15 protein-coding genes are annotated in these 18,197 nt (G+C 33.7%); 6 read left to right on the top strand and 9 right to left on the bottom strand.

Translation table 11 applies throughout. The features are described 5' to 3' along the window. Nucleotide 1 precedes the first annotated feature (1 nt). Both ACIQ2Z_RS09110 and ACIQ2Z_RS09105 read right to left on the bottom strand, forming a co-directional pair. Complete coding sequence (locus ACIQ2Z_RS09110; protein ID WP_396183834.1) at nt 2-1,717, bottom strand: SusD/RagB family nutrient-binding outer membrane lipoprotein; 1,716 nt, start codon at nt 1,715-1,717, stop codon at nt 2-4. Between the two features lie 12 nt (nt 1,718-1,729). Then, entirely contained in the window at nt 1,730-4,915 is a 3,186-nt protein-coding gene (locus ACIQ2Z_RS09105) for a SusC/RagA family TonB-linked outer membrane protein (protein ID WP_396183833.1), read from the bottom strand. Between the two features lie 196 nt (nt 4,916-5,111). On the opposite strand from ACIQ2Z_RS09105, the gene ACIQ2Z_RS09100 reads away from it, so the two are divergent. After that, complete coding sequence (locus tag ACIQ2Z_RS09100) at nt 5,112-5,804, top strand: ribonuclease HII (protein ID WP_396183832.1); 693 nt, start codon at nt 5,112-5,114, stop codon at nt 5,802-5,804. On the opposite strand, the gene lipB is transcribed toward ACIQ2Z_RS09100, so the two are convergent. Continuing rightward, nucleotides 5,767-6,495, bottom strand: a complete 729-nt coding sequence (lipB, locus tag ACIQ2Z_RS09095) for a lipoyl(octanoyl) transferase LipB (RefSeq protein WP_396183831.1) — start codon at nt 6,493-6,495, stop codon at nt 5,767-5,769. The two genes, ACIQ2Z_RS09100 and lipB, sit on opposite strands and share 38 nt — an antisense overlap. Before the next feature lies 1 nt (nt 6,496). After that, nucleotides 6,497-7,339, bottom strand: a complete 843-nt coding sequence (locus tag ACIQ2Z_RS09090) for a hypothetical protein (protein ID WP_396183830.1) — start codon at nt 7,337-7,339, stop codon at nt 6,497-6,499. A 212-nt stretch (nt 7,340-7,551) separates the two neighbouring features. On the opposite strand from ACIQ2Z_RS09090, the gene lysS reads away from it, so the two are divergent. Further along, nucleotides 7,552-9,243, top strand: coding sequence for a lysine--tRNA ligase (gene lysS, locus ACIQ2Z_RS09085; RefSeq protein ID WP_396183829.1), 1,692 nt, complete (start codon nt 7,552-7,554; stop codon nt 9,241-9,243). A gap of 56 nt (nt 9,244-9,299) precedes the next feature. Here the strand turns inward: lysS and ACIQ2Z_RS09080 are convergent, their stop codons facing one another. Further along, nucleotides 9,300-9,560, bottom strand: coding sequence for a hypothetical protein (locus ACIQ2Z_RS09080; protein WP_396183828.1), 261 nt, complete (start codon nt 9,558-9,560; stop codon nt 9,300-9,302). 147 nt (nt 9,561-9,707) lie between these two features. Here ACIQ2Z_RS09080 and ACIQ2Z_RS09075 point away from each other — a divergent pair, with 147 nt between their 5' ends. Together ACIQ2Z_RS09075 and ACIQ2Z_RS09070 are read left to right on the top strand one after the other, a co-directional pair. Next, nucleotides 9,708-10,175, top strand: a complete 468-nt coding sequence (locus ACIQ2Z_RS09075; protein WP_396183827.1) for a Spy/CpxP family protein refolding chaperone — start codon at nt 9,708-9,710, stop codon at nt 10,173-10,175. A 77-nt stretch (nt 10,176-10,252) separates the two neighbouring features. Further along, nucleotides 10,253-10,618: a hypothetical protein gene (locus tag ACIQ2Z_RS09070; RefSeq protein WP_396183826.1), complete on the top strand. Its 366-nt coding sequence runs from the start codon at nt 10,253-10,255 to the stop codon at nt 10,616-10,618. 41 nt (nt 10,619-10,659) lie between these two features. Here ACIQ2Z_RS09070 and hemL read toward each other — a convergent pair whose 3' ends face one another. The 4 genes from hemL to ACIQ2Z_RS09050 all read right to left on the bottom strand — a co-directional run bounded on the left by hemL (nt 10,660) and on the right by ACIQ2Z_RS09050 (nt 15,721). Continuing rightward, on the bottom strand, nt 10,660-11,946 hold the full coding sequence (gene hemL / locus ACIQ2Z_RS09065) for a glutamate-1-semialdehyde 2,1-aminomutase (protein WP_396183825.1): 1,287 nt from the start codon (nt 11,944-11,946) through the stop codon (nt 10,660-10,662). 23 nt (nt 11,947-11,969) lie between these two features. After that, the gene (locus tag ACIQ2Z_RS09060; RefSeq protein ID WP_396183824.1) at nt 11,970-12,815 is read right to left on the bottom strand and encodes a glucosaminidase domain-containing protein; all 846 of its coding nucleotides are present in this window, start codon (nt 12,813-12,815) and stop codon (nt 11,970-11,972) included. Beyond that, the gene (locus tag ACIQ2Z_RS09055; RefSeq protein ID WP_396183823.1) at nt 12,808-13,716 is read right to left on the bottom strand and encodes a 1-aminocyclopropane-1-carboxylate deaminase/D-cysteine desulfhydrase; all 909 of its coding nucleotides are present in this window, start codon (nt 13,714-13,716) and stop codon (nt 12,808-12,810) included. The genes ACIQ2Z_RS09060 and ACIQ2Z_RS09055 overlap by 8 nt, the downstream gene beginning before the upstream one ends. Nucleotides 13,717-13,804: 88 nt before the next feature. Beyond that, on the bottom strand, nt 13,805-15,721 hold the full coding sequence (locus tag ACIQ2Z_RS09050) for a T9SS sorting signal type C domain-containing protein (protein WP_396183822.1): 1,917 nt from the start codon (nt 15,719-15,721) through the stop codon (nt 13,805-13,807). 401 nt (nt 15,722-16,122) lie between these two features. Here ACIQ2Z_RS09050 and ACIQ2Z_RS09045 point away from each other — a divergent pair, with 401 nt between their 5' ends. Together ACIQ2Z_RS09045 and ACIQ2Z_RS09040 are read left to right on the top strand one after the other, a co-directional pair. Beyond that, nucleotides 16,123-17,640 (top strand): SUMF1/EgtB/PvdO family nonheme iron enzyme, encoded by a 1,518-nt coding sequence (locus ACIQ2Z_RS09045; protein ID WP_396183821.1) that lies wholly within the window; start codon nt 16,123-16,125, stop codon nt 17,638-17,640. 45 nt (nt 17,641-17,685) lie between these two features. Beyond that, on the top strand, nt 17,686-18,197 hold a 512-nt coding region (locus ACIQ2Z_RS09040; protein ID WP_396183820.1), incomplete at its 3' end, for a hypothetical protein.

Genomic DNA, 18,197 nt, shown 5'->3' with positions numbered 1-18,197 from the left:
TTTAGTTTAAAACAAGATTAGCAGTATCCCAGAATACGCGTTTTGTTCTTGAATTTGTAGGTGCATTCGAATTGTTTACAGTACTGTCTGAAGGATACAAAGCAGTATAGAAATAATCCGTTACAGCTGCATTTAAAGTTGGTTGCATATTACTTGGGAAACCGGTTCTTCTGTAATTATTATATGGTTCTAAACCATTACCCCATGCTGCAATATAAAATTCTTTTACAACAATCTCAAGTCTTTGAGCAGCTGTTGCCGTGTCGTATGCATTTAAAACATAGTTTACATAAGTATTAATAGTAACTGCAGTAGGAACAACGATATCACCACCACTTTTGAAATTAATAACTTTATCAATAGAAGCTCTCATTCCTGCTTCCAATTCAACTCTTGCATCACCCGAAACACCTAATGTTAAAATAGCTTCAGCTTTCATAAAATGAACCCATGATGTCATCAAAATAGGCATAATACCGGCACCTTGAAAACCATCAACACCATTGTTTTGAACGCTAGCTTGTGTGTTAGTGTCAAATTTACCTCCTGCTGGATAAACACCCGGAACTGTTCTTTTAGAATTATCCGGTGGTAAACCTGTAGCATCACCATGATCTCTACCCCAATACCCAGAAGTTGAAGCTACACAAAATGGGGTTAATACAGTTGGTTGATAGAAAGATGCATACTGAGCACTACTATAATGAGAAGGTCTAGATTGAAAAGCACAACCTAAAGTAAAGATTGATTCTCCTACAGTATTTGTATCTTGTCTGAAGAAATAAAATGGTCTTCTAGGATCATTTACAGCTTTCTCTCCTGGAGCAAAACCACCAATTACTGTCCACATCATGTAATTACCTAAATAGGAACCACCAATTGTAGTTGCATTTTCATAATAAGTATTATAATTTGGATGTCTTGTATTTGGCACAGCTCTGTTGTTACCGTATTGGAAAGCAAAATCTTCAGAAGGAGTGTCAATCAAATCATTAGCAATAATTAAATTAGAAATTTCAGTTGCTACATTAAGACCTAATGCTGTACCATTCAAACGAGCTGTATTCATTAATTTTAACTTTAATGTATTAGCAGCAGTTAACCATTTTGCTTTAGAAGCTTCTGCACTCGGAAGTGTTTTTCCATGTGGATAATAAAAATCATCCGTTGGAAATGCTGTCAATGGTTGACCAAAAAGAGCGATAGCATCATTTAATTCAGCTAATGCACCTAAATACACATCAGCACTATTATCAAATTTAGGAGTTAAGTTAGCACTTCCTTGCAAAGCTTCAGAATAAGGTATATCGCCAAACACATCAGCCATAGACATTAAAACATAAGCTCTAATCACTTTTGAAGCACCTAGTTGATAATTTAAACCTAATTCAGTTGCTTTTGGTTCAAGTGCTTTAATATCTGTTAAAATACCATATCCTCTACCCCAAATATCATTAAAACTAACCTCTTGGTAAGCAGTATTGTAGGTAGTACCACCTGTCATAGCCGTTTGTCTTGTTACATCCTGAGCAAAATTGTTAATTGAATTGACATAACCAGGTAAAGATAACTGCACATTATTAAATGTAAAGTTAACATCTAACAAGTCCGTTGAAGGTGTATTAGGGTCTACTACTAAATCTAATTCAGTAGTTTCACAAGCAGCAAGTGAAATAAAACCAACTGCAAGGAAAAGTTTAAAAAATTTATTTTTCATTTTCATAAAATTTTAGAAGGTTAAGTTAAGGTTAAATCCGTAACGTTTTGCTGTAGGACCGGTTAAATAATCGAAACCTTGACCATTACCAACACCTAAACTTGATACTTCAGGATCGAAGTTAACATATTTTGGTGTGTTAAATGCATTAAACCAAAGGTTATTGCCTATAAATGATAAAGATATTTTTCCAAAAGGAGTTCTATCTATTACTTTTTTAGGGAAATTGTAGGATAATGAAATTTCTCTTAAACGAATAGTTGAAGCATCATAAATTGCTTGCTCATCAATAACAAAACCATTGTTTTCAAAACCCCATTGTGCAGCAGGAATTTGAATAGTATTCACATTTCCATTAGGATTAACTCCCGGTAAAACAAATGTTTGAGAACGATCAAAATCAGTATCTTTTGTTAAACCTCTAGACATAAGTGCAGAGGCAGTAGTTGAATACATATCTCCTCCGTGTGTATATTCCATTTGGAACTGGAATGACAAGTTTTTATAAGAAAACTCATTTATCAAGGTAGATCTCCAAAGTGCATTAGGGTCTCCAATTTCTTGAATATCATCTGTTGCTAAATAAGAACCATTATAATCAACAATTTTATTTCCATTTGCATCTCTAGCTATAGCAGAACCATAAATAACACCATAAGGTCTTCCAGGTACTGCAAAATTACCTAAGTTTGTAAATCCAGCAAATGCTGCTTGATCAACCCCATCTCCTAAATCTTCAACTATGTTTATATTTTGAGACCATGTTGCAGTTATATCCCAAGCAAAACCGGTATCTGTTTTAGGTCTTAAAATTTTACCAGTTAATGCTAACTCAACCCCTTTGTTAGAAATTTCAGATATATTATCTAATGTAGAAGTATATCCTGTTGAAGGGTCTAAGTTTCTATTATATAACAAATCAAAAGATTTTTTATCATAAATAGAGAAATCCACTGTAACTCTTCTATCAAAAAAAGTACCTTCTAAACCAAACTCTAACTCTCTGTGAAGCTCAGGTTTTAAATTTAAATTTCCTAATTGACTATCAACTCCCATTACGTTAACTACTGAAGCGTCTGAAGGATCTAAAAACACTCTAGTTCCAGAAGCCAATCCAATTCTTGTATTATATGGAGTAGGGAAACCTGCTGAAGTACCGTAACCAACTCTAAGTTTTAAATAGTTAATTGCTTTACTATCTTTCAAACCATCAAAAGCATCAGTTGGCACAAAAGACAAAGAAGCAGAAGGGTAGAAAATAGATCTGTTTTGTGACTCTAATGTAGAAGCCCAGTCATTTCTACCTTGTAAGTTTAAATATAAAAACTTATCATAAGCCAACGTTGTACTAGCAAATAAACCTATTATATTTTGCTTCTCATAATAATTTGATGCCGTATGATTTTCAAAATTTGAATGATTCATAAAACCATAAATAAATTGCTGAGTACTACTTGAAATATTATATATAAATTCTTCTGATCTAGGGTTGAAACCTACTGTACCATCAAAATTCCATTTAGCATCTTCACCACCTAATTGTTTGTCAAAATTATAAGAAAGAGTATGGTCCCAAATAGTATTAATTCTATTTGTGGTTGTCATAGATCCATCTGGTCTTTGCGGACCTCCTTTATTAACTTCAAAAGTTTGTTTTTGATTGTAAGCATCATATCCTACTCTATAGGAAATATTAGACCAATTGTTAATTTCGTATAAAGCAGTTACATTACTTGTAAAACGTCTTACATCCTCAGTCTCTTGAGAATTTTTCAATGTCCATCTTGGGTTTTGAATATCCGTTCTGTAATAAACCGATGAACCATCAACCGGGTTTGAATAAGGCACTCCAAATAAATCAAAACTTCTAGGAACATACAAAATGTTTGCAAAAGTCGAAACTGCACCAGCCGAAGGATTTGAACCAAAACCTGCACCAGTTGGAGGAGATGTTTTATCAACTTTTGTGTAGTTTACAGATGACGAAATTGTAAATCCATTTGCTAATTTAGTTTGACCACCAGCATTTAAATTTACCCTTTGGTATTTATTGTTTTCGATAAAACCTTCATCATTTGTATTACCAACACCTAAATTATAAGTAGTATTGTCCGATCTTCCACCAACATTTACAGAAGTTGAAGAAGTAGCACCTGTATTAAAGAAAGGTTTTACGTTATTTTGAGGAGCATAAGCCACTCTTACACCTTGGTATTCAGGAAAAATGTTGCTATAACCCGCTGGCGTTGAATACCAGTGAGGTATTGTTCCATCAGCTGCTATACCTTGAGTTCCGGCTGTTCCAAATTTTGGCCCCCAGTTAGAAAAAGCAGGAGAATACGTTTGATAAAAACCGTTTCCGTAATTATCTTGATAATCCGGTAAAGAAGCAATCTCTGTAGAGAAATAAGATTGTGTAACCGAAACACTCATTTTATTATTTAACTCTTTTGTGTTTCCAGATTTAGTAGTTACTAAAATAACCCCATTTCTACCGGCACTACCATATAATGTTGTAGCTGATAATCCTTTTAAGATACTCACCGATTCAATACTGTTTGGATCTAAATCCAAAAAACGGCTTGAAGAAGTAGTTGCTCCATTAAGGAAATTCGAATCGCTATTAGTATCCGTATTAAACGGAACACCATCAACTACGAATAAAGGTTGATTACTCAAAAGGATTGAAGAATATCCACGCACAATAATGTTTGTACCAGAACCGGCCAAACCACTTGTTTGTTGAATATTAACCCCAGGAGCCTTACCTGTTAAAGCTCTTGCCATATCTGTTGAAGGCTTTGCAGCAAAATCTTCATTAGAAATTGTAGTTACAGCATAACCAAGTGCTTTTTTCTCTTTTTTAACACCTTGCCCAGTTACTACAACCTCATCAAGTGTATTGTCTTCAGCAAGCGTTGCATTAACAACATTTGACGCTCCGACTTTGACGGAACTTGCTTTGTAGCCAACGAAAGAAATATCTAGTGTTTCTCCCGCACTGGCTTTGATAGAGTATTTTCCATCAAAATCTGTTGATGTACCTCGATTAGTACCCTTAACAACAACTGTTGCACCTGGCAACGGCATACCGCTAGCATCAGTAACAGTACCTGTTACAGTTTTCTCTTGTGCGAACGAAAACTGCATTGAAAACGCTAATAAAAGCGTAAAAATCCATTTGAACTTCGATCTCATATTAAATTTATTTGAGTTAGTTATTCCGCAAACTTCTTAATAATTTCTTAAATAAACAAATATTACTTCGGAATAATATTATTTATTTTTGTTAAAAATTTTGCAGTTAGTTCGATGTTATCGCACAAACTTGATTATAAGATGCATTAAAACAGAAAAGGTTGCGTGGCAATGCTCATTTTATTAAATTATTTTTATGTTAAAATTAAGATATTCAGAATATGAACTTGAATGCGGCACAGATGAAGCCGGCCGTGGTTGTTTAGCCGGACCTGTAACCGCAGCAGCGGTGATATTAGGACATAATTTGGATATAGTAAACAAACAAGAATCTTTTTATAAATATCATACTTCTTTAAACGATTCAAAACAATTGTCTGAGAAAGTTCGGTTTGAGTTAAGACCCATTATCGAGGAAACTGCTTTTTCTTTTGCCGTTACACATATATATAATGTAGAAATTGATGAAATAAACATTTTGAATGCTTCTATGAAAGCTATGCAGGAAAGTATTTTGAAATTAAAAACAATTCCAAACTATATTATTGTAGATGGAAACAGACCTTTAAATGGAAAATTAGGATTGATTCAAAAAAATGGTAAGATTTTTACTCCTAAAGAAACTGAACTTTTAAAATCTATTCCCTCTACAAGCATAATTAAAGGGGACAGTAAATATGTAAGTATTGCAGCAGCCTCCGTTTTAGCTAAAACTTACCGAGATGAATATATGAATCAAATTCATGAAGAATTTCCCATGTATAATTGGAAAAAAAACAAAGGTTATCCTACCAAGGAACATCGAGAAGCAATTGCTAAATACGGCACGACCAAATACCATCGAATGACCTTTAAATTATTACCTGATCAATTGAAATTGGATTTATAAATTCAGCTTCAAATAAATTAGAAAAGTGTTTTACTATTTTTTCTTTCACTTTCTCTTCCTCTACTTTTTCAACACCGAGTTCGACCTGTAAAGAAGTTACAGCTTTTCCACGGATGCCACAGGGAATAATATTATCAAAGTAGCCTAAATCGGCATTCACATTTAAAGCAAAACCATGCATGGTGACCCATCGAGAAGCCCGAACACCCATCGCACATATTTTTCGAGTAAAAGGAGTGCCTACATCCAACCAAACTCCGGTTTCGCCTTCACTTCTTGTTCCTGTTATATTATATTCAGCTAACGTTAGAATGATAACCTCTTCTATAAACCGTAAATATTTATGAATATCAGTAAAATAATTTTCTAAATCAATAATTGGATAGCCTACGATTTGTCCGGGACCATGATACGTAATATCTCCTCCGCGATTAATTTTATAGAAAGTTGCCTTTTTTGCTTCTAATTGTTTTTCAGAAAGCAGTAAATTTGAAATATCGCCACTTTTACCTAAAGTATAAACATGGGGATGTTCTACAAAAAGAAAATAATTTGGCGTTTCAGTAGCTAAACCTTCTCTCCTGTTCAAAATTTTTATATCAACTATTTTTTTAAACAATTCTTCCTGGTAATCCCAAGTTAGTTTATAATCTTTTGAGCCTAAATCTTGAAGTTGAATTTTTTTGTTCATACTATTCAAAATTTATTTCAAAATTTAAACTTTCAGGATTACTCATATAATCTTTCATTTGATAAGGAATAGTTACCGTTTTTCTGTCATCACTAATTACAGCATTTTCTACAGAAACACTTTTGATAGGTTTTGGAAATTGATATAGTATTGTATAACTGGATTGCTCAAAAATCATATTCATAGATTCATCTACCCCTTCCGCAATTTCTTCTACATCTATCTCTTCATCTGTACTGTTTTCTTTTTTTAAAGCTTCTTTAAAATCTTCTTTAAAATTAGATTTTTGAACTGTCTTTTTAAATATTTTCCCATCATAAAAAAAGGTTGTCAACGCATCATTAGTTAACTGATTATTTTTAGTTAACTCTTCACTTCCTCCTGCACCAATTGATTTAAAAGTGTTGATGGGAGATGTCATGTTTTGCAATTCATCCATCGATTTAAAATCAGCAAATAATATATATTTCATGATTTTATTTTCTTCATCAATTATCATTCGAATTTTAAAATTCTCCATTTTTTTAATTTGCTCCTGCTCTTCTTTCGATAATTTTGCAATACTGTCTTGCTTTTCTGCATATAATTCTTTCAAAGAAAAAGTACTGTCAATGACTTTTGCCGAACCTGCTTCTTTTTCTTTTTTTGATTTCTTTTTACTTTTTTTGGATGTATCTTCCGGTTTGCCCATTTTTTCTTCCAGCATGGTCATCATCGAAGAGCCATCCATTTCATAAGTTATAGTCCCTGAGATATCTTCATTAATAAGTAGACGCTCTGTAATTACGCAACTTGATAAGCTGAATAATAGTAATATGTATGCTATTTTGCTTTTTAAATTCATTTCTTTAAATTAAAGTACAAATATACAAATAGTTTATTGTTTAAGGCTTTTAATAACCGCTACCTCGTTCCCAAAAAAGCATAAATAATTTGTCAGTAAAAATCTTTTTAAATCCTAAGAAATTCTAACTAATTAAAAATAGTTGAGTTTATTGAATCTAGTTGTCCTTAACTAAAAAAAAAATTATCTTTGCACCTTTAAAAATTGATGCTATGCAACTTTCGGAACAAGAAATAATTCGACGAGAAAAACTAAACATTTTAAGAGGAATGGGAATTAATCCATACCCTGCTGACCTTTATCCGGTTGATCACACTTCTATTGAAGTGAAGGAAAACTATGAAGAAGGTAAGAAAGTGATTGTTGCCGGAAGAATTATGAGTACCCGAATTCAAGGAAAAGCCTCTTTTGCCTCTTTACAAGATAGTGAAGGAAGAATTCAATTGTATTTTAATCGTGATGAAATATGCCCGGGTGAAGACAAAACATTATACAATGAAGTATTTAAAAAACTGATTGACCTTGGTGATTTTGTTGGTGTAGAAGGTGAATTATTTACCACACAAGTCGGTGAAAAAACAATTAAAGTTTTAGATTTTAAACTTTTGAGTAAAACACTAAGACCTTTACCTCTTCCCAAAACAGATACAGAAGGACACGTTTTTGATGCTTTTACCGACCCTGAGTTGCGTTTCCGTATGCGTTATGTCGATTTAGTTGTAAACCCACATGTGAAAGAAGTCTTTGTTAAAAGAACAAAACTTTTTAATGCAATGAGAACGTTTTTTAACAACAAAGGTTATTTTGAAGTAGAAACACCTATTTTACAATCTATTCCTGGTGGTGCAGCTGCGAGACCATTTATGACTCACCATAATAGTTTAGACATTCCTTTGTATATGCGGATTGCCAATGAATTATATTTAAAAAGATTAATTGTTGGAGGTTTTGACGGTGTTTATGAATTTTCTAAAAACTTCAGAAATGAAGGGATGGACCGAACGCATAATCCGGAATTTACAGCAATGGAAATATATGTAGCCTATAAAGACTACAAATGGATGATGGATTTTACTGAAAATCTTATAGAATTTTGTGCAATACACGTCAATGGCTCAACTAATGCGACGTTTGGAGAATATCAAGTGAATTTTAAAGCTCCCTATACCCGTATTACCATGACCGATGCAATTATTCAGTTTACCGGTTTTGATATTTCAGGAAAAACAGAAGACGAAATTAGAACTGCTGCTTTAAGCATGGGCGTTCAAGTAGATGATTCCATGGGAAAAGGGAAATTAATTGATGAAATTTTTGGAGCAAAATGTGAAGGTAGCTTCATTCAACCTACATTTATTACCGACTATCCTAAAGAGATGAGTCCGTTATGTAAAGAACACAGAACTAATCCTGAACTTACAGAACGATTTGAACTTATTGTTTGTGGAAAGGAAGTAGCAAATGCCTATTCTGAATTAAATGACCCAATTGATCAGAGAGAACGTTTTGAAGCACAATTAAATTTAGCTGATCGTGGTGATGATGAAGCCATGTTTATTGATAACGACTTTTTGAGGGCTTTAGAATATGGAATGCCCCCTACTTCAGGTTTAGGAATTGGCATGGATAGATTAGTAATGTATTTGACCAACAATCCATCCATCCAGGAAGTTTTATTCTTTCCACAAATGCGACCCGAGAAAAAACAGGTTGAATTATCTGAAGATGAAAAAATTGTAGTAGAAATTTTAAAAACTTTAAACAATATTTCACTTTCTGAATTAAAGGAAAAATCAGCTTTAAGCGGTAAAAAATGGGATGCGGCAATGAAAGGTTTAGCCAAAAACAATTTGGTAAAAGTTCATGTTGAAGGAGAACTTAAAACCGTTGAATTGAAAGGTTAATTTAAATAAAGTATAAAAATCAAATCCCGACTATAAATAATCGGGATTTTATGTTTTTAATAATTTTGAGATCCCGCCATTGCAGAAGAGAAGATTGCTCCAAATACGGAAAAGAAAACAATCATTAAACCAATTACGATTGCCAAAACTATCAATTGTGCTTTAGCCCAATTTTGTTTATTTACGTTTTCATTATTACCAAAGGCATACACAAATAACATAATAAATCCAACTAAAGGAATTGCCATGATTAAAAGTGTAATGAGCCAGTCTTTGACTGACATTGTTTTTTGATTTGCATTTTGAATTTCTTCCATGTGTATGTTTTTTTTGTTATGCATGCAATATACTTAAAAATTTAAGAATTCCATTTTGTGTAGTCTTTTTTGTTAAAAATATCCTAAGCATTAAACTATTCAAATTATTAAGGGTCTTATTTATATCATTCATAAAAAACAAATAAAATGAAAAATGTAATTGTAACCGCAATTTTGTTATTTGGATTAATAACATTTGCACAAGAAGGCCAAATTAGTACTAATAATGGAAGACCTGCACAAATGGGTCAAAAACAAAATTTCACACCTGAACAAAGAGCAGAACTTCAACTAAAAAGAATGACGCTCCATTTAGATTTAAACCAAAAACAGCAAGTGGAAGTAAAAAAATTAGTATTGGAACTAGCCAAAAAAAGAGAAACCATAAAAACTGAAATGAGAGCTAAAAGAGAAAATGGTTTAAAACCATCCGATGAAGAACGATTTGCTAATCAAAGTCAAATGTTAGATGAAAAAATTGCTATGAAAACAGCTTTTAAAAAAATTCTTACTCCAGAGCAAATGGCTAAGTTTGAAGAAAATTTGGCTAATCGCTCTGAAAAAATGCAAGCTCGAAGAATTAATAAATCGAAAAAATTTGCAAACAAAAAATAATTTTTTTAAACAATATTTTGCCAGTTAGTCAATTTGATTTATATTCGCTCATTAACTAACTAAAAATGAACGTTATTATGAAAAAAATTGTTGCTATTGTATTTTTTATGATTGCCTTTGGGTTTTCATCTAATGCACAAAGTCCAATAAGTAATGCAAAACCTACTTTAAGAGAAGTAAATCCTAAAGAAGCTGCTTACAAAGATATTTCTGATTTGAGTGCTGTAATTGACATCACTCCGGAATTTAAAAATGATTTGATGACTTTATTTATGATGCGTGAAGAGGCAATAGCAGGTTGCACTACTGAAGACGAAAGAGTAATTACTTACCAAAAATACGGTGAGAAAATAATGTCCGGTTTAACTGAAGAACAACACAAAATGTTACAACAAAAACCAGAATTATATGCTCGTTTGATGAAGTACAAACCAGTTAAATAAATTTAAAAAAAATCCCGATTTTCAATTCGGGATTTTTTTTGTTACAACTTTTTTGCAACTGTATTAATCGCTTGGATAGTAAAATCTAAATCTTCATAAGAAAGAGCATCTGTAATAAACCAAGTTTCATAGGCGGAAGGAGCAATATAAATTCCTTCTTTAAGCAATCCGTGAAAGAATTTTTTAAAGGTTTTATTATCGCCCGCTTTAGCGGTTTCAAAATCAACAACTGGATTTTCGCTAAAATGTACCGAAATCATAGATCCAATTCGATTGATAGTAAAAATCAAATTGTTTTCAGATAACACATTTTGTATTCCTTTTTCCAAATAAGCAGTTTTCTCTGCCAATCGTTGAAATACATCTTGGTTTTCATTCAGTTCTGTTAACATTGCCAATCCAGCTGCCATTGCTAACGGATTACCAGATAATGTTCCCGCTTGATAAACAGGTCCAATTGGTGCTAGAAAATTCATGATTTCATTTCGTCCAGCAAATGCTCCAACAGGTAATCCCCCACCAATTACTTTACCAAAACAAATTAAATCCGCATTTACACCTAACAATTCTTGCACTCCTCCTTTAGCTAATCGAAATCCTGTCATCACTTCATCAAAAATCAAAACGCTATTATGTTCGTCGCAAAGTTCTCTTAAACCCTCTAAAAAACCTTTAGCGGGCGGAATACAACCCATGTTTCCAGCAACAGGCTCAACAATGATTGCCGCAATTTCATTAGGATTATCTCTAAATAGTTTAGTAACGCTGTTTAAATCGTTAAAATCAGCTAATAGTGTATCTTTCGCGGTGCCTTTTGTAACACCTGGACTATTTGGAACGCCAAAAGTACTTAATCCGCTTCCAGCTTGTATTAAAAAAGAATCGGAATGACCGTGATAGCAACCAGCAAATTTTATTATTTTATCTCTATTCGTAAATCCTCTTGCTAAGCGAATCGAACTCATGCAAGCTTCTGTGCCTGAATTCACAAAACGAATTTTATCAATATTGGGTACCATAGAAATGGCAAGGGCTGCGATTTCTGTTTCTAACTGTGTTGGCATTCCAAAAGAAGTTCCAAGTTTTGCTCGTTCAGTTATCGCATTAATTACAGGTGCGTGGGCATGACCCAAAATCATTGGCCCCCAAGAATTAATATAATCAATTAATCGGTTTCCGTCTTCATCAAATAAATAGGCTCCTTTGGCACTTTTTACGAAAACTGGCGTTCCTCCCACGCCTTTAAAAGCTCGAACTGGCGAATTTACTCCACCAGGAATTACTTTTTCAGCTTCTTGAAACAATTGGCTACTTCTTTGGTATAACATTATTCTATACTTTATTTATCCACTTACTGAACAATTAATTTTTGTCCGATCGAAAGTGAATTAGATTGTAATTTATTTTTCTTTTTAAGTTCTTCAACAGAAATAGTGAATCTTTTGGATAATGAATAGAGCGTATCGCCTTTTGCAACAATATATTCATTACTTTCAATTTTAACCTCAGTATTTCTTCGGTTTTCTTTAGGTTTTGCACTCAACACTTCTTCGTCATATTGATGCAAATTATATCGCTCAATTAAACTTATCAATTTATCTGGATATTTTGGATCGGTTGCATATCCTGCTTTTTTTAAACCTTTTGCCCATGCTTTATAATCGCCAGCTGGCAAATCAAATAGAAAATCGTACCGACTTCTTGATGTTAAAAATAACGAATGGTCACGATACGATTCGGCTGGATCTTGGTATTTCCGAAAACATTCATCAGCTGCATCGTCATGATGTAAAACACTCGGTCCGTTCCATTCTTTATGGCATTTTATCCCAAAATGATTATTGGCTTGTTGACTTAAAGAGCCTGTTCCCACACCAGATTCTAAAATTCCTTGTGCTAAGGTAATGCTTGCCGGAACTCCGAATTGTCGCATGTTATTTTTGGCAGTTTCTTTAAAATCTTCGATATATTTTAGCACCATATCCGGCGTAACTTTTACTTTTGAAGTTGCTTCCAACACTTCCGGAGCATTTTTATTTTCATTCTTTACCGTGGAATTAGAAGTTTGTTTCTGTACTGGCTTCTTAACGTTTCTTGTAATTGGAGTTGACGGTTTTGAAGTTCTAATCGTTGGTTTAGACGATGAACAAGCCGTTATGATTAATAAACTTAAAAGGAAAATTACTTTCTTAAACATGTATTTTTATTTTGGGCAAATGTAATTGTTCTAATTTAAAATTCATACCTTGAATTCCCTGAAGGCCTCCTGTGTGAATGGCAAGAATTCTTGAGCCATTGGGGAAAAATCCATTTTCAACTAAATCATATAATCCAAACAACATCTTTCCGGTATAAACGGGATCTAATAGTATTTTAGTGTTTTCTAAAAAGTAATTCATAAATTGAATCAACACTTTGTCAATTTTGGCATATCCACCAAAATGATAATCTAGATTTAATTCCCACCGATTATTTTGTGCATATTTACGGATATCTTCTTCTAAAAAATCCCCCTTCAAAGCCGGAAAACCAATCACCTTTTGATGATTCATCGAAGAATTAATAATGCCCGAAATTGTGCCTCCGGTTCCTACACAACAGCAAATATAGTCAAAGACGGCATCTTCCTGTGTTAAAATTTCTTCACATCCTTTGATGGCTAATTCATTTGTACCACCTTCCGGAATTTGAAAAAACGGACCAAATTGAGCCATTAAATCCGCCTGATAAGTTACTTCGTTTTTGTGTCTGTATTTTTCTCTCGTTTCAAACACAAACTTCATTCCACATTGTTGTGCAAATAATAATGTTGGATTATTATTTATCTGAGGTTCCAATTCATCCCCTCGGATTATTCCAATAGTTTTAAAACCATATTCTTTTCCTGCAAAGGCAACGGCTGCAATATGATTTGAAAAAGCTCCACCAAAAGTTAATAAAGTAGCTTGGTTTTCAACTTTCGCTTGTTTCAAGTTGTATTTTAATTTTCTGTATTTATTGCCTGAAATATAAGGATGAATTAAATCTTCTCTTTTAATAAAAAGGGAGACATTTTTATTAAATCCAATCACTTCCTGATTAATAACTTTGAATTCCATACACCAACAAAAGTACTGAATTTGAGCTGAACAAAAAAAGACAGCCGTAATGACTGTCTTTTGGATAAATTTATCTTTCGATTAAAAATTATTCTTTAAAAATCAATACTTTTTTACTGATTTCCTGATTTTCAGCGGTATTAATCTTAACAATATAAACACTGTCACTTAATCCGGAAGTTGAAAACTCATAAGATGGTTCAGTAGCTAATTTTTCTTTATTAAATATTAATTTTCCTGTTATGTCAAATAATGATACAGATTTTACATTTAATAAATTTGGATTACTAATAGACAATTTTTTGTTTTCATTGTTATGAATTACATCAAAATTATAATTGGTATTATCAGGAGCACTTAATGTTTCGTTTAAAAAAGTAATTTCAAAACGGTCAGTTACATTTCCGGCAGGCAATGTGATATCTACAAAACCATTCTTGATATCATGATAAATAGTTGTTTGTTTATCATAAAGATAAATATTTTCAGCCAAATCAAAATTGACTAAATTACCTACTAACACTCTAAAATTTGATTCAGAAGAAGCTTTAACGGCAAAAGGAATTCTTTTATTAATATCAAAAGGCAAAGTTGAAATCACAAATTGTTTATTATCTACAATTGGAAAATAAGCATCGGTAGGTAAATTAAGCTGCTGTGTTGTGGCATCAAAAGCAAAATCATACCCATCATTAGCATTTGGATTAAATGCAAGTACTATTTCTCTTGTAAATAAATTATCTAAAATGGTATGAATTTTTATCTGAGGAATTTGAGCTTTGGAAAACTGCGTATAATCTGTTCCGGTTAAATTAGGAATAGCTGGCCAGTTTTCATTGGCATCTATTGAGTTTTCATTGGTTGCATTTCTTTCAAATTCTGAATTAGTAGTAAGACCTCCTTCTTTAACAAAAACACGATAATCATTTTTCATTTGAGCATCTGGAGAAGGAGTTGGAACAACACCTTTAATTATAAATCCTTGACCAATTGGAGAAAACATTCGATAATAATTAACTCCGAATCCAGTACTTGATGTATTTGGTGTACCATCACTATTATAAGTAGTCCAAGGTTCATTAGCATAAGTCCCCGGTGAAAAAGGGCCATTATTGGCAACATAACTGCTGTAGCCTCCGACGTAATTTGCTAAAACGTGGGTTGTTCCCGGTTTTTCATGTTCCCAAAAATAAGCAGCTCCATCAATAATGGGAGAACCTACAAAGGTGGCAGTACCTAAGCCATAATCTATAGTATACCCACTATTTTCCAATAAAAATAAATTTAGATTGATAGCTGAGGGATATGGATTTCCGGTTAATGTACTATTGGTATAGTTAGGTCCAGGATCACTAACAACTGGAATTCCTATTGTTCCATCATTTGGTTTTCCTCTAAAATCATACCGTTGGTTATTAGTTGGATTGTTTTGAACACCAAGTACTGTTGTGTTGTCCGTTCCGCTAACGCCTTTCATGGTAAAACCTTGACCGGCAACAATACTTGTTGATCCTGCAACATAATTCCAACTTGAATATTGATTGGTAATTGTTAACGTGTATATCCAACGACTTGAAATAGTTAAAGAAGTATTGGAAGTCGTTCCGTTTAAACCAGCAATGATAGATTCTCCCCCAAATGTAGTTAAACCAGTAGGTCTCTTTAACAAAGAAATACCAAAATTAGAATTTCCAACAGAAACTGAAGGCTCTCCTACAGGAGAACACCAGTAGTTGTAACCAAAATTGTTAGAGGTACCCTCTTGAAATGCGGAGAGCGTTCCCAATCCAGTATTAGCTGAACCAGCTGTTGTTCTTTGAAGTAATTGGCTTTCATTTCGAAGATAAATATGTCCGGTGCTCGCCAAATTTACATCTTGCGTTACAGTAACATATTGATCGTTGACATATACAAAGCTTCCTGAACTCACAAAAAGTTGAGCCTGGGTCTGAATTCCAGAAAACAGAAACGCAAAAACGTAAAAAATATTAAACAAACTTCTCATAATTAAAAACTTAATGACCAAAGGTAATAAATTAATTAAATACAGAATTTGTTTCCCAGCTTTATTTTAACGAATGATAACATTGATAAAAAAAATTAAAAAACGGGTAAAGAAATCATCCTGGAACGGTGTTAAAATTTAACAATGTAATACAATTTTTCTTATAAAATAGTAATTTTATAACATTTCATCGACTTTTTTTATACTTTTAATCGATTTTATTTAAAAAAAAATTTAGTTTTGTAGTGTTAAATAAAATGAATTATTAAAAGTTCTTTTTTTGAAGTGCAATCATAATCTTAGTGGTATTAAAAATAATATCACAGACTTCAAGTAAAAGGTATTGTTATTATTTGTTTTTAAACACACAATTAAACTTAAAACATAAAAAATTAGAAAAAATGGAACTTAAAAGAATTACAAGATTAATTTGTTTAGCTATTGTATTCCTAGTAGGATTAAGTAACAACAACGTTAAAGCCAACAATTTAAATATTGGTACACCCACTGTGGTTGGGGGGGATTTGCAGTTTACCATTTCATGGGATAACAGCTGGAATACTGATATTACGCCAGGCAATTGGGATGGTGTATGGGTATTTATCAAACGCCAAGGTTGTTTGGATAATTTTTGGACACATGCTTTAGTAAGCACCGTTTCTGGTGATCATTTGATAACAGGAGGTGTTTTGCAGGTAGATGCTGTGCCAGATGGCATGGGTGTTTTTATCAGACGGTCTGCAATTGGCAATGGAAACATTCCAACAGCAACAGTTTTAATAGCCCTACAAACCGCAGCTAACCTAAGTGATAATTTTCAAGTAGCGGGAATTGAGATGGTTTATGTGCCACAAGGCGATTTTCTTATTGGCGACAATAGTAATGGTTTTGGGCAAGGAAGTGGTACTAATGCATGGGGCTTTAAGAATGTATTAATTACCAATGCCATACAAACAGCAGGTATTGGAGCCGCCACTAACTATAAAAATAGTATTGGTAATGGCTGTCCTAATCCTTTGCCAGCTACCTATCCGTTAGGGTGGAATAGTTTTTACAGCATGAAATATGAAATCAGTCAGGAGCAATATGTGGCTTTTTTAAACTCGCTTACCTATACGCAACAGATTGCAAGAACTAATGTTAGTCCTGCTTCTGCTGCTGGTACCTATGCCAATGCAAACGCAGCAACACCAGTAAGAAACGGTATCAAAATTAGAACCAGCGGCGTTTCCGCCACTGCACCTGCAGTGTATGGATGCGATTTAAACAACAATGGTGTTTTTAATGAAGCGGCCGATGGTCAAAATATTGCCTGTGGTTGGTTGTCGTGGTCTGATTTAATGGCTTATTTAGATTGGGCAGCTCTTCGACCTATGACAGAATTTGAATACGAAAAAATTTGTAGAGGTTCATCACCATCTTCTTTACCAAATGAATATGCTTGGAATGCGGTAAGTATTACTCAAGCAACAGCAAATTCACTCAACAATGCCGGACAAGCAAGTGAAACTGCAACAGCGGCTGGTAACGGGCTATGCAACTATGGCGGAGGAACAAATGCTGGACCTTTGCGATGTGGTTTTGCCGCTGGTGCTGCTACCAATAAAGCACAAGCCGGTGGTGCTTGGTTTGGCGCTATGGAAATGTCGGGCAATGTACATGAACAATGTGTAGGAGGACATAATTTTAATTATTCTGCCTTTACATCTGCTTGTGGCGATGGCACATTAGCTACTTCAGGTGCAGCCAATACGCCCAACTGGCCAGCATCAGGTGGAGGTCAAGGTGGAGGCGTTTTGAGAGGTGGCAGCTATGCAGATAGTGCTCAACAACAAAAAATTAGCGACTGTACATTTATGCAAAATAATCTTAATCAAAGTAGGAATAACCCTGGCGTTGGTGGAAGAGGTGTAAGATAATAAAATAAAAAAACAAACTAATTAGGTTATCAATACTACAACAAAATGTTAAAATATACCATATTACTTTTGATGCTATTGACTGCATCTCTAAAATCATTTGCCCAGTTTACTGGTGGAGATGCCGATGGATTTAGTGCTGGATTATTGACACAATCCAGTTGTCCGCCAATAGTTTCAAATTTTGTTTTTTATGGAGGTAATGACGACGGAAGTAGTATTGCAATCGTAACGCAAGGCGGTTGTGTGCCTATAGTTGCTAATTTTGCTTTTTATGGTGGCGTTGCCGATGGATCTAGTAATGGTTATCTAGAGCAAATTAATTGTGGGCAATTGACTACGGATTTTATTTTTTATGGTGGTAATAACGACGGAAGCAGTGTTTCATCGTTGACGCAATCCGGATGTACACCTATAGTGGCTAATTTTGTCTTTTATGGTGGTGATTCCGATGGATGCGACACTGGAACTTTGACACAAGTTGGGTGTACACCTATAGTAGCTGATTTTGTGTTTTATGGTGGTAATTCAGATGGATACGACACTGGCTCGTTGAC

The sequence above is a fragment of the Flavobacterium sp. genome (genome assembly GCF_044361015.1).
GTDB lineage: Bacteria > Bacteroidota > Bacteroidia > Flavobacteriales > Flavobacteriaceae > Flavobacterium.
This window is presented reverse-complemented; position numbering and strand designations above follow the sequence as displayed.